General features: G+C 67.5%; 14 protein-coding genes, 1 tRNA gene and 1 pseudogene. 12 read left to right on the top strand and 4 right to left on the bottom strand.

Annotated elements, in window-relative coordinates:
• The first annotated feature begins 50 nt into the window (after positions 1-50).
• The 9 genes from ybgC (at position 51) to BM43_RS40825 (ending at position 6,134) form a co-directional block, all read left to right on the top strand.
• Positions 51-521, top strand: coding sequence for a tol-pal system-associated acyl-CoA thioesterase (gene ybgC, locus BM43_RS27285; protein WP_036048091.1), 471 nt, complete (start codon positions 51-53; stop codon positions 519-521).
• 180 nt (positions 522-701) lie between these two features.
• The gene (gene tolQ, locus BM43_RS27280; RefSeq protein WP_013696776.1) at positions 702-1,379 is read left to right on the top strand and encodes a protein TolQ; all 678 of its coding nucleotides are present in this window, start codon (positions 702-704) and stop codon (positions 1,377-1,379) included.
• 10 nt (positions 1,380-1,389) lie between these two features.
• Positions 1,390-1,839, top strand: coding sequence for a protein TolR (tolR, locus tag BM43_RS27275; RefSeq protein WP_013696775.1), 450 nt, complete (start codon positions 1,390-1,392; stop codon positions 1,837-1,839).
• Positions 1,836-2,882 carry a cell envelope integrity protein TolA gene (gene tolA / locus BM43_RS27270; protein ID WP_036048093.1) on the top strand — a complete coding sequence of 349 codons (1,047 nt, stop codon included), beginning with the start codon at positions 1,836-1,838 and terminating at the stop codon, positions 2,880-2,882. The genes tolR and tolA overlap by 4 nt, the downstream gene beginning before the upstream one ends.
• Before the next feature lie 97 nt (positions 2,883-2,979).
• On the top strand, positions 2,980-4,281 hold the full coding sequence (gene tolB, locus BM43_RS27265; protein WP_013696773.1) for a Tol-Pal system beta propeller repeat protein TolB: 1,302 nt from the start codon (positions 2,980-2,982) through the stop codon (positions 4,279-4,281).
• Positions 4,282-4,298: 17 nt separating this feature from the next.
• Entirely contained in the window at positions 4,299-4,814 is a 516-nt protein-coding gene (gene pal / locus BM43_RS27260; protein ID WP_013696772.1) for a peptidoglycan-associated lipoprotein Pal, read from the top strand.
• A gap of 19 nt (positions 4,815-4,833) precedes the next feature.
• Complete coding sequence (gene ybgF, locus BM43_RS27255; RefSeq protein ID WP_025101561.1) at positions 4,834-5,583, top strand: tol-pal system protein YbgF; 750 nt, start codon at positions 4,834-4,836, stop codon at positions 5,581-5,583.
• Positions 5,584-5,663: 80 nt separating this feature from the next.
• Positions 5,664-5,739, top strand: a tRNA-Lys gene (locus tag BM43_RS27250).
• A 188-nt stretch (positions 5,740-5,927) separates the two neighbouring features.
• On the top strand, positions 5,928-6,134 hold the full coding sequence (locus BM43_RS40825; RefSeq protein ID WP_036048096.1) for a hypothetical protein: 207 nt from the start codon (positions 5,928-5,930) through the stop codon (positions 6,132-6,134).
• 30 nt (positions 6,135-6,164) lie between these two features.
• On the opposite strand, the gene BM43_RS27245 is transcribed toward BM43_RS40825, so the two are convergent.
• Both BM43_RS27245 and BM43_RS42360 read right to left on the bottom strand, forming a co-directional pair.
• A complete protein-coding gene (locus tag BM43_RS27245) occupies positions 6,165-6,377 on the bottom strand; it encodes a hypothetical protein (RefSeq protein WP_226284964.1) in 213 nt (70 codons plus the stop codon).
• A 178-nt stretch (positions 6,378-6,555) separates the two neighbouring features.
• Positions 6,556-6,789 (bottom strand): hypothetical protein, encoded by a 234-nt coding sequence (locus BM43_RS42360; RefSeq protein WP_230676233.1) that lies wholly within the window; start codon positions 6,787-6,789, stop codon positions 6,556-6,558.
• 394 nt (positions 6,790-7,183) lie between these two features.
• On the opposite strand from BM43_RS42360, the pseudogene BM43_RS27235 reads away from it, so the two are divergent.
• Positions 7,184-7,570: pseudogene (locus tag BM43_RS27235) on the top strand (LysR substrate-binding domain-containing protein); the annotation flags it as partial.
• Between the two features lie 14 nt (positions 7,571-7,584).
• Here BM43_RS27235 and BM43_RS27230 read toward each other — a convergent pair.
• Positions 7,585-8,337: an SDR family oxidoreductase gene (locus BM43_RS27230; RefSeq protein WP_036048099.1), complete on the bottom strand. Its 753-nt coding sequence runs from the start codon at positions 8,335-8,337 to the stop codon at positions 7,585-7,587.
• A gap of 148 nt (positions 8,338-8,485) precedes the next feature.
• On the opposite strand from BM43_RS27230, the gene BM43_RS27225 reads away from it, so the two are divergent.
• The gene (locus BM43_RS27225) at positions 8,486-9,391 is read left to right on the top strand and encodes a LysR family transcriptional regulator (RefSeq protein WP_036048101.1); all 906 of its coding nucleotides are present in this window, start codon (positions 8,486-8,488) and stop codon (positions 9,389-9,391) included.
• A gap of 16 nt (positions 9,392-9,407) precedes the next feature.
• Here the strand turns inward: BM43_RS27225 and BM43_RS27220 are convergent, their stop codons facing one another.
• Positions 9,408-10,541, bottom strand: coding sequence for a branched-chain amino acid ABC transporter substrate-binding protein (locus tag BM43_RS27220; RefSeq protein ID WP_013696763.1), 1,134 nt, complete (start codon positions 10,539-10,541; stop codon positions 9,408-9,410).
• Positions 10,542-10,868: 327 nt separating this feature from the next.
• Here BM43_RS27220 and BM43_RS27215 point away from each other — a divergent pair, with 327 nt between their 5' ends.
• Complete coding sequence (locus tag BM43_RS27215; protein ID WP_042283757.1) at positions 10,869-12,020, top strand: GlxA family transcriptional regulator; 1,152 nt, start codon at positions 10,869-10,871, stop codon at positions 12,018-12,020.
• Positions 12,021-12,088: the final 68 nt, after the last annotated feature.

Genomic DNA, 12,088 nt, shown 5'->3' with positions numbered 1-12,088 from the left:
GCTGCGCGCGCAACATTCGGTTACGAAACGCCGCGAAACGTTCCGGTAGAATGCGCGCCATGACCGAACCCGAACCTCCGCCCGAAGCCGTGCCCTCGTTTCGCTGGCCGGTTCGCGTGTACTACGAGGACACCGATGCCGGCGGCATCGTGTATTACGCGAACTACCTGCGCTTCTTCGAGCGAGCCCGCACCGAATGGCTGCGGGCCTGCGGCCTCGACCAACGGCGCCTGGCCGCCGAGACCGGCGCGATGTTCGTGGTGCGCGACACGGCGGTCGACTACCGGGCGCCGGCGCGGCTGGATGATCCGTTGACGATCGTCAGCCGGATCGAACGTTTCGGGCGCGCCTCGCTGATCTTCGTGCAGGAAGCCTGGCTCGGCGACCTGCTGCTGGTGTCGGGGCGTACCGGCATCGGCTGGGTCGACCGCGAAACGCTGCGGCCGACCGGCATTCCGCCCTCGGTCCGCGATGCACTGGAACGGGGACCGGTACCAAGCGTGTCAACGGCCGAGCCCTGAGCGCCGTTTAGACAGAGCCGATGAACTTGCGACCCTGATTCGGGACCAACGACGGCACGGCAAGGAGCGACGCGGGCAGCCAAAGGCCGGCCCGCCACGCGCCGCCGGACGCCGGACCCGTAGCGCGCCAGTGGCATCGAAGCGGCGCGGCGGCCAAGAAGGCATGACAACCACACACCTATGAACTCTGCACAAGACCTGTCGATCGTTTCTCTCGTCCTCAATGCGAGCGTGCTCGCCCAGGCGGTGATGGGGCTGCTCCTGCTGCTGTCGCTGATGTCCTGGACGTTCATCTTCCGTAAATGGTTCGCGATCCGTCGCGCGCGCAAGCAGACCGAGCGTTTCGAACGCGATTTCTGGTCCGGCGGCGATCTCCAGGCGCTCTACCAGAGCGCGGCGAACAATCGCCACACGATCGGCTCGCTGGAACGGATCTTCGAATCGGGCATGCGCGAGTTCCTGAAGGCCAAGGAAAAGCGCATCTCCGATCCCTCGCTGATCCTCGACGGCGCCCGCCGCGCGATGCGCGCCTCGTTCCAGCGCGAGATGGACATGCTCGAGGCCAACCTCGCCTTCCTGGCCTCGGTCGGTTCGGTCAGCCCCTACATCGGCCTGTTCGGCACGGTCTGGGGGATCATGAATTCGTTCCGCGGCCTGGCCAACGTGCAGCAGGCCACGCTCGCCAACGTCGCGCCCGGCATCGCCGAGGCCCTGGTGGCCACCGCGATCGGCCTGTTCGCGGCGATTCCCGCGGTGGTGGCCTACAACCGCTACGCGCACGACATCGATCGCCTGGCCAGCCGCTTCGAGACCTTCGTCGAGGAGTTCTCGAACATCCTGCAGCGCCAGGCCCAATAAGGAGCACGCGATGGCCGGCACTCCCCTTCGTTCCAGCATGCGCGGCGGCCGTTCGCGCCGCTCGATGGCCGACATCAACGTCGTGCCCTACATCGACGTGATGCTGGTGCTGCTCGTGATCTTCATGGTCACGGCCCCGCTCGTGGCCCCCTCGATCGTCAACCTGCCGACCGTCGGCAACGCGGCGCCGCAGGACCAGACGCCGCCCGTGGTGGTCAACATCCAGGCCGACGGCCGCATGAGCGTGCGCTACAAGAGCGACGCCGGCGCCTCGCAGGAAGACACCATGAGCAAGGCCGAGCTCGACGACTTCATCGCCTCGCGGCAGGCCGACCATCCCGACCAGCCGGTGGTGATCGCGGCCGACAAGACCGTGCAGTACGACAAGGTGATGACCGTCATGTCGGACCTGAAAGCGCGCGGCGTGAAGCGCGTGGGCCTCCTCGTCAAATCGCAATGAACCAGCGCAAGACCCGCACCGCCTCACCGCTGCAGCCGCCTCGAGAGCGCGGCACGGGACGCGCGTTCCTGCTCGCGGCGCTGATGCACGTGCTGTTGGTGGCCCTGCTCTACCACGGCATCAATTGGCAGAACAGCACGCCGGCCGGCGCGGAAGCCGAGCTGTGGACCGAAGTGCCGGATTCGCCAGCGCCGCGCCCGGTGCCGCCGCCCGCCCCGCCGGTGCGCGTCGCCCCCGCGCCGCCTCCGGCGCGGGACGACGATGCCGAGATCGCCCTGCAGCAGAAGCGCCGCCAGCAGCAGGAAGCAGCCGCGCGCGAGGCGCAGCTCGCCGAGCAGCGCCGCGAGCAAGCGCTGAAGGCCGAGCAGCAGGAAGCCGAAGCCAGGCGCGCCGCCCAGCTGGCGGCGCAGCAGCTTGCCCAGCAGCAGGCAGCGGAAAAGCAGAAGCAGGCCGACAAGTTGCGCCAGCAACAACTCGCCGAACAGAAGAAACTCGAGCAACAGCAGAAGCTCGAGCAGCAACGCAAGCAGGAGCAGGCACAGGCTGAAGCGCAGAAGAAGGCCGAGGCCGAGAAGGCGGCGGCCGCCAAGGCGGAAGCTGCGGCCAAGGCGAAGGCCGACGCGGCCGCGAAGGCCAAGGCCACCGCCGCGGCCAATGCCAAGCTCGACAAGGAGCGTCAGGCGCGCCTCGCGCAGTTGCAGGGCGCGGCGGGCGGCCAGGGCGGCAGCGACGGCCTGGCCAAGAGCGGCACGGGTTCCGGCTCGGGCGGCAATGCCACCTCGCCCGGTTACGCCGACAAGGTCAAGCGCCGCGTCAAGCCGTTCATCGTCTGGAACGGCGCCACCGAAGGGCTGGTGACGAGCGTGGATGTCCGCTGCTCGCCATCGGGCGACGTGCTCAGCGTCTCGGTGGTGAGGCCGAGCGGCAATCCGGCCTGGGACGAAACCGTGGTCGGCGCGGTACGGGCAGCCTCGCCCCTGCCGCCCGATACTAACGGAATCACGCCGAAGAAGATTGCAATTACCTTCCGGGCGGCGGAGTGACACGGAATCGGCATACACTCGCGCCGTCGCCACAAGGAACGAATCGGCTATTGTTAGGTCTTTGCGGTTGCACAGTTACATACGGGAAACAGGACGCATGAGTTTGATGACGAAGCTGGGTTTCAGGGCACTGGTGGCCTCGTGCCTGATCGCGGCGGGCAGCACCGCCAACGCGCAGGTCAATGTGCTCATCACGGGCGTCGGGTCGACGCAGTTTCCGATCGCCACCGCGAATTTCGTCAACGAAGGCGGCTTGCCGCAATCGGTGACGGCCGTGGTGCGCGCCGATCTGGCCCGTACCGGCAAGTTCTCGAATGTCGACGCCGGCAGCACGCCGATCCCCGAGACCGCCCCGGTCGACTACGGTGCCTGGAAGGCAAAGGGCGCGAACGCGCTGGTCGCCGGCACCGTGAACCGTGACGCCAGCGGCCAGGTGAAGGTCGACTTCATGCTGTTCGACACGCTCAAGCAGCAAAGCCTCGGCGGCCTCTCGCTGACGGCCGGGGGCGATGCCGAGAGCATGCGCAAGACCGGCCACAAGATCGCCGACTTCATCTACCAGAAGCTGATGGGCGTGCGCGGCGTGTTCAGCACGCGGCTGTCCTACGTGACGCGCTCGGGCGGCAAGTATCGTCTACTGATTTCCGATTCCGACGGCGAGAACGCGGTGCCGGCGCTGACCAGTTCCGAGCCGATCATCTCGCCGGCCTGGTCGCCGAGCGGAACGAAGGTTGCTTACGTGTCCTTCGAACTGCGCAAGCCGGTGGTCTATATCCACGACCTGCCGACCGGCCGCCGCTACGTGATTTCGAACCAGAAGGGCAACAACAGCGCGCCGGCCTGGTCGCCGGATGGCCAGACGCTGGCCGTGGCACTGTCCCTGACGGGCAATACCCAGATCTACTCGGTCAGCGCGACGGGCACCGGCCTGCGCCGGCTCACCCAGAGCAGTTCGATCGATACCGAACCCTTTTATTCTCCTGATGGCCGGTGGATCTATTTCACCAGCGATCGTGGTGGCGCGCCGCAAATCTACCGGATGCCCGCACAGGGCGAGAGCGCCGGCAGCGCGCAGCGCGTGACGTTCACGGGCAGCTACAACACCAGCCCGCGCGTCAGCCCCGACGGCAAGTTGCTCGCGTACATCTCGCGCACCGGTGGGGGCTTCAAGCTGTATGTCCAGGATCTGCAAACCGGCGCCGCCAACGCGGTCACCAATACGACGCATGACGAATCGCCGAGTTTCGCGGCAAACGGTCAGTACATCCTGTACGCGACCCAAGCCAATGGCCGCAGTGTGCTGGCCGCTGTCCCCTCGGACGGCAGCTCGCCGCCGCAGATTCTGCCCGTCCAGGGCGGCTCCTTCCGTGAGCCGTCGTGGGGGCCATTCATGCAATGACCAACAGGAGATTCACCATGATGACCAATAAAGCTCGCCTGGCACTCGCCGTGATGATGATCAGCGCCCTCGCCGCCTGTAAGTCGGGCGTCAAGCTCGACGACAAGGCGAACCAGCAAGGCAACGCGCTGCAGACGCAACCGAACCCGACCGACGTCGCGCAAGTGAACGTCGATCCGCTGAACGATCCGAACAGCCCGCTGGCCAAGCGCAGCATCTACTTCGACTTCGACAGCTACTCGGTCTCGGACCAGTACCAGTCGCTGCTGGCCCAACACGCCCAGTACCTGAAGAGCCACCCGGCGCGCCACATCCTGATCCAGGGCAACACCGACGAGCGCGGCACCAGCGAGTACAACCTCGCGCTGGGCCAGAAGCGCGCGGAAGCGGTTCGCCGCGGCCTGTCGCTGCTCGGCGTGCCGGATTCGCAGATGGAATCGGTCAGCCTGGGCAAGGAAAAGCCGCAGGCGCTGGGCCACGACGAAGCCTCGTGGGCGCAGAACCGCCGCGCGGACATCGTCTATCAACAGTAAGCAAGGGAACCCAAGCCGTATGACGCACCGCTTCCCCTGGCTGCGTGCAGCCGCCGCGGCCTGTGTCGCCGGTGTCGCGCTCGGCGCGGCGCCGGCCCACGCAGGCATGTTCGACGACGACGAAGCCCGTCGCGCCGTGCTCGACCTGCGTAGCCGCACCGACAACCTGACCAGCCAGTTGTCGGCCGCGCAACGCACGATCCTCGACCAGTCCGGCCGTCTCGACCAGCTCAACCAGCAGGTCGCGACGCTGCGCGGGCAGAACGAGGACCTGACCAATCGCCTGACCACGCTGGAGCGTCAGCAGCGTGACGGCTACAGCGACCTGGACACGCGGCTCAAGAAGTTCGAGCCGCAGCAGACCACGGTCGATGGCGTCGAGGGCACGGTCCAGCCCGGGGAAACGGACGCGTTCAACGCGGCTTCGCAGCAGTTCCGCGCCGGCGACTTCAAGGGCGCGGCGGCCTCGTTCCGCGCCTTCATCGCCAAGTATCCGCAGAGCCCCTACCAGCCGGTGGCGCAGTACTGGCTCGGCAACGCGCAGTACGCGCTACGCGACTACAAGGGCTCGACGGCGACCTGGCAGGCGCTGGTGAAGGCCTTCCCGCAGCACCCGCGCGCCGGCGACGCCCTGGTGGCGATCGGCACCAACCAGTTGGAGCAAGGCCAGAAGGCGGCCGCGAAACGCACCTTCGAACAGGTCGTCTCGCAGTTCCAGGGTTCGAGCTCGGCGCAGGCGGCGCAAGCCAAGATCGATTCGATCAAGTAGGCGAGATGGAGCGGCGGCAAGCCTGTCGAGGGTCGATTCTTGACAGGCTCGAAAAATCTCCGCTATAATCTCGCCTCTTTGGGTCGTTAGCTCAGCTGGTAGAGCAGCGGACTTTTAATCCGTTGGTCACTGGTTCGAATCCAGTACGGCCTACCAAAGAATCTGCTGTGAAAAAGAGGTTACCAAAGCCGCTGTGAAGTGATCTACTTCACAGCGGCTTTGTTCTTTTTGGGTCCTATGCGGGGACCGGGTTGCAGCTCATCCCATGACCATCGGATACTTTCCGAGAATCACGGGCCGCATAGGGTCGTCACCCTGTGTGGGTTTATTCCGAGGATCGCCCCATGATGGAGTCTGACGACTGGACCACCCTGGTCAGGGCGACGCTCAAACCACTCTGTCCGACCTGCTCCTCCTCGAACATTATGGCCGGCGCGTGCGCCATCGGCTCGGCCACGGTCCACCAGGAATTCACCTGCGAGGACTCCCAGTTCGAATTCACCGCGATGTTTATGCTGGTCCGATACTACGAAAGCTTCCCCAAGCAGTAGGGCCGTAGCTGCCGCCGTGCGCAGAGATGGCTATTGCCTGGTCCTCTTGGGGCGCGGGTTGATTCCGTTCTTCTCCAGCAGCTTGCGGAGCCGGGAGTTTTCCGCAAACAGGACGACATACGAAATCACGAGCATGATCGTGGGGAACCACTCACCAGTCGCCCGGATAACAAGCCAGCACGCAGCAGCGCCGATAACGGCGGTGAGAATCAGCAGTAGGCGATCACCAATCCAGCTCATCATTTACCTCGCGGCGCGAATCTCGCCCGCACGCCGTAATTGTTGTAGGTCGTCGGGGAAAGCACCTCGGGGTGCCGCAGCATGTGAGCAATGAGGATGGGCGGGACAGCTAGGCCCATACTCGCCCCCCATGTTGCAATTGCCACGGACGAACGCAGCCCACGCGGGTCTTTGCACGCAGCTACGCATTGGTCGCTACCATCAAACTCCCGACGACGGCCCCGAGGTAGAACACGCCTAACATGCTGCCCGCGACGGTCAGCAATTCGAGGCCCGTGGTGGCGCCGATCAATTCAGCAACTGTCGCCCCAGGCCCGAGGGCTTTAAGCGCTCCCAATGCGGCAGAAGTGCTCGCCAGCGAGGTTTGCAATGTCGCAAACAAAGTGGTCGGCACGGGCAGGTGCAAGCCCGCCATGTTGTCTTGAAACGCTCTCGAAAAACTTACGCACGCTGCCATAAGTCGGCCCTCTCTTTTGTTGTGGCTTCGAGACATTATCAGGAGGGCGTTCCCGGCTGCAACCGGCAGAGTTACCGGGCTGTCACTCTGTGTCGGTTTATTCGGCTCTAGCTCCCGGGACTTCCGACTGACGCCTGGGGAGTCCGGCGCGACGACATACCGCTCTCCCGCCGCGACGCGGACCTGCCGCGCGTCCTCGACGCTCGCCCTAAGCAGGCGCCGCAACGAGATGACCTTCAGGACCAGCCGCTGCACGTCACTCGGCTTGACGCGTTACGGCGTCGCCCACCACTCCCTCATGGACTCGGCGGATAGATCGTCGTGACAAGAAAGCCCGGTCTCACGACCGGGCTTTTTGCTTTTGCGCGTCGGCGAGCCGAACACGCCCACCGCGCTGGCCGCCCTGCGCGTCACCAGACTGATCGACCGTGCTAGCGGGCGGCCCTGGCTGTTCCGCGGCGACACGCCGTTCCAGACGCCCGCCCCGGTCTTCGTCACCGACGACGTCGAGGCCGAGATCGCCGCGACCTGCGCGGGCCTCGGCTTCAGCCAGTGCGCCGAATACCTGGTCCGCCCGCAGCTCGAGAACAGGCGGCTGGTTCGCGTGCTGCGCCGCTTCGAGCCGCAGCCCTGGAAGCTGCACGTCTACCGCCCGCAACGCGGGCCGGTGCCCAGGCGGATCCGCGTGGTGTTCGACGCGCTGGTGGCGGGGCTGGCCGGCGCGACCTGGCGCGGCTGACCCGCGCCAACACCTCAGCCGTTCAACATCCGCCCGCCGTCGACCACGATCTCGCTACCGACGCTCCAGGCCGATTCGTCCGAGGCCAGGTGCAGCACCGCGCTGGCCACCTCCTCGGCCAAGCCGAAGCGACCAGCCGGAATCGAGGCGAGGATCTCGCGCCCGACCTGCTCGCGATACGCATCGGGAATGCCGAGCTTGTCGTAGAGCGGCGTGTCGACGGGCCCCGGACTGACCGCGTTGATGCGCACGCCGCGCTCGAGCAGCTCGCTCGACAGCGTCTTCGACAGCGACAGCAGGGCCGCCTTCGAAGCCGCGTAGACCGAGGAACGCACCGCGCCGACGTGCGCGTTGATCGAGGTATTGAGCACCACCGAGGCCGGATTCGCGAACACCGGCAGCAGCGCTTGGATCAGGAAGAACGGGCCCTTGAGATTGACGTCGAGCGAGCGCGCGAACATCGGCTCGGTCCACTGCTCGATCGGCAGCCAGACCGATACGCCGGCATTGAGGAAGGCGACGTCGAGCTGGCCGTAATGGTCGGCGACGGCCTGCGCGAGCCGCTGCTGCTCGCCGAGCTCGGCCGAATCGGCGCGCAGCGCCAGCACCTCGCTGCCGAGTTCGACGCGGGCGCGCTCCAGGCGTTCCGGATCCTGGCCGGTCACGATCACGCGTGCACCTTCGGCCAGAAACCGCTTGGCCGTGGCCAGGCCAATTCCGCTGGTGCCGCCGGTGATCAACGTGCGTTTGCCTTGCAAGCGGGACATGAATGCTTCTCCTTGATGGGAATGGATGAGGGGCGACGGCGGCCGATCCGCCGTTCGCCACCCATCCAGCATGCCGCCCTGCCTCGAAAAGCATAAGACGTTCGATTTACATACAATTCATGCTCAATTCGCATGAATGAGGTTCGGGATGGATCGCTTCCTGTTGATGAGCTGCTTCGCTCGCGCGGTGGAAACCGGCAGCTTCTCGGCCGCCGCGCGCGACCTCGGGCTCGGCCAGCCCAACGTCAGCCGCCATGTGGCCGCGCTGGAGGCGCATCTGCGCGTGCGGCTGCTGCATCGCTCGACGCGCCGGCTCTCGCTCACGCCCGAAGGCGAGCGCTATTACGCCGAGGTGCGGCGCATCCTCGACGCGGTCGACGAATCGGAATCTTCCCTGCGCGACGAGCTCGCGCCCTCGGGATCCCTGCGCGTGGCCTGCCCGACCGCGCTGGCCCACGCCTTCGTGATGCCGCAGGTGCCGGCCTTCCTCGAACGCTATCCCGGCCTGTCGCTCGAGCTGCAGATCCAGGACCGCTACGTGAACCTGCTCGACGAGGGCGCCGAGCTGGCGATCCGGATCGGCCACCTGGAGGACAGCGCACTGCGCGCGCGGCGCATCGGCCGCTTCGCGCGCGTGTGCGTGGCGAGCCGCGACTACCTCGCGCGGCACGGTGCGCCGGCCACGCCGGCCGCGTTGCGCGAGCACGACTGCATCGTCTATACGCTGCTGGCCTCGCAGGCTGCCTGGCCGTTTCGAGACGGCGAGGTCGCCGTCTCGGGGCGCCTGCGTGTGAATTCCCCGCAGGCGGTACAGGAAGCGGTGCTGGCCGGCGTCGGCATCGCCCACGGCCCGCGCTGGCTGTTCGAGGCCGGCCTCGCGGACGGCCGCCTGCAACTGCTGCTCGACGAGCATGCCGCGCCGCCGGTGCCGATTCACCTGCTGTACGCTGCGAACCGCCTGCTGTCGCGGCGCGCGATCGTGTTCATGGATTTCGTCGCCGAGCTGTTCGCGCGTGTGCCCGCGCTGAACCTGCCCGAGCCGCCACGCCGCTAGCCCGGCGCGGCGCGTCTCACTGCTCGACCACCCCGAGCAGGCTCTGCTTGCCGCCCACGTAGCGGTAGAGCGAGATCACGCCGTGGCGCAGATCGCCTTTCGCATCGAACTGCGTCTCGCCGAGCACGCCCTGGTAGCGCGTGGCCGGCATCGCCGCGAGGATCCTGGCGGGCTCGGTCGACTGCGCGCGCTTCATCGCGTCGACGATGATCCCCACCGCGTCGTAGGCGAACGGCGCGTTGAGCACCGGCGGGTGGCCGAAGCGCGCCTGGTAGCGCTGGACGAAGGCCGGGCCGCCAGCCATCTTCATGAGCGGCGCGCCGGCGATCGAGCAGATCACGTCGTCGGCCGCCTCGCCGGCCAGCTTGGCCAGGTCGTCGGCGCACAGGCCGTCGCCGGCCAGCACCTTGACCGCCATGCCGAGCTGGCGCGCCTGCTTGACGAAGGGGCCGCCGGTGCCGTCCAGGCCGCCGTACATGATCGCGTCGGGCTTCTCGCCCTTGATCCTGGTGAGGATCGCGCGGAAATCGACGGCCTTGTCGGTGCTCGCGTCATGCGAGAGCACGCGGATCCCGTCGGCCTTCGCGCGCTGCTCGAACTCGACGGCCAGCCCCTGCCCATAGGCGGTCGAGTCGTCGACGATCGCCACCGACTTCACCCGCAGCGTATGCGCGGCATAGTCGGCCAGCGTCGGCCCCTGCTGCGCGTCGGTGGCGACCACCCGGTAGGCGGTGGCGAAACCCTGCCGCGTGTAGGCGGGATTGGTGGCAGAGGGCGAGACCTGCACGATGCCCGCGTCGTGATAGATGCGCGAGGCGGGGATGGTCGAGCCCGACTGCATGTGGCCGACCACCGCCACCACCTTGTCGTCGACCAGCTTCTGCGCCACCTGGGTCGCCTGGCGCGGATCGCCGGCATCGTCCTGCGCGTCGAACACCAGGGTGATGCGCCGCCCGCCGATCACCAGGGCGCCGCGGTTGATCTCCTCCACCGCGAGCCGCGCGCCGTTCTCGGTGTCCTTGCCCAGGTAGGAGGCAGGGCCGGTCACGGGCGCGGCCTCGCCGATCCGGACCAGTTCGTCGGCCTGTGCCGCCCGGGCCGGCGGCCAGGCCAGGCCGGCCAGCGCCGTGGCCGTCACCAGCGCCGCCATCGTCACCCGCGCCGCCAGTCGACCCGCGCCTGCCGGCCCCGGCCCGCGATACCCCGCCTTGCTGCTGTGCTTGCTCATGCTCCACCCGCCTGATGTGATCGTTGAATAAGGGAGTTCCGCGCACCGCCGGCGGCGCGCGGGGACTTGTCGACGGGATCGAATGTAGGCAGCCACAAAGCCGTGGCATTGAACCGATCTGCCCGGAAATAGAACAAATGCGTCACGCCTGGGCGGCCCCGGCGCGGCCGGCTACAATCGATCCACCCTCCCCGGATCCGGCATCGGCGCCCGCGCCATCCGCCCGATCCCCCTTCCCCGAGTTCGCGCATGAACCCCTCCGCCCCTGCCTCGCGCTCCAGCGAATCGAGTGCATCCCTGGTCGAGACGCTCGACGCCCGGCAGCGCGCGGGCGAGGCGCGGGCGAGCCGCGCGGGCGGCGGCGCCGAGCTGAGCGTGGCGATCCTGCTGTGGCCGCGCTTCCCCCTGCTGTCGCTGGCCGGCCTCTGCGACGCGCTGCGCCACGCGGCCGACCGCGGCGACCAGAGCCGCCCATTGCGCTGCGCCTGGACCGTGGCCGGCATCGAGGGCGAGACGATCGAGGCGAGCTGCGGGATTCCGGTGCCGGTACAGGAGGCCTTCCCCGATCCGGCGCGCTTCGACTACCTGGTGGTGATCGGCGGGCTGCTGCCGCAGCTCGAGCAGGTCGACCCGCGCTACTGGGCCTACCTGCGGCGCGCGGCGGATGCCGGCGTGCCGCTGGTCGGGCTCTGCACCGGCAGCTTCGTGCTGGCGCAAGCGGGCCTGATGGACGATCGCGTCGCCTGCATCCACAGCTTCCACGTCGACGACTATCGCGAGCGCTTCCCGGCGCTGCGCCTGGTCACGCATGCCGACTACCTGATCGACGGCGAGCGCATCACCTGCGCCGGCGGCATCTCGATCGTCGAGCTGGCCACGCGGCTGATCAGCCTGCACTGCGGCCCCGACCGCGCCTCCAAGGTGATCCACCAGATGACGGTCAGCCGTCGCAAGGGCGCCTCCTTCGTGGAACGGCGCGCCGCGCTCGGCTACCTGTCGGTCGACGACGCGACGGTGCGGCACGCGGTGCTGCTGATGGAGGAGAACCTCGAGGCGCCGCTGACGATCGCCGCGATCGCGCGCATGACGGGCAGCAGCGTGCGGCGCCTGGAGCGCGCCTTCGCGGCCGAGATGGACTGCTCGCCGAACGAGTTCTACCGGCGCATGCGGCTGCGTTACGCGCGCTGGATGCTGGTCAACACCACGCGCCGGATCACCGACATCGCCTACGAATGCGGCTTCGCCGATGCCGCGCATTTCATCCGCGTGTTCCGCGAGGTATATGGCGTGACGCCGGGCAAGCTGCGCGGCGCGCGCGGCGGCAGCGGAAACGGCGCGAACGCGAGCAGCGGAAGCGATGACGAAGCGGAGCCGGATCGCGATGCGGACGAGCCAAGCTGAGCGGTGCCCGGCAAAGGTCTGACGCGAATCTTCTATTTTCCGGCCGGCGCGTGCAATGCGCGCGGCAC

Source organism: Burkholderia gladioli (assembly GCF_000959725.1).
Lineage (GTDB): Bacteria > Pseudomonadota > Gammaproteobacteria > Burkholderiales > Burkholderiaceae > Burkholderia > Burkholderia gladioli.
The sequence above is the reverse complement of the archived record's forward strand: the minus strand, read 5'-3'. Positions and strand labels throughout refer to the sequence as shown.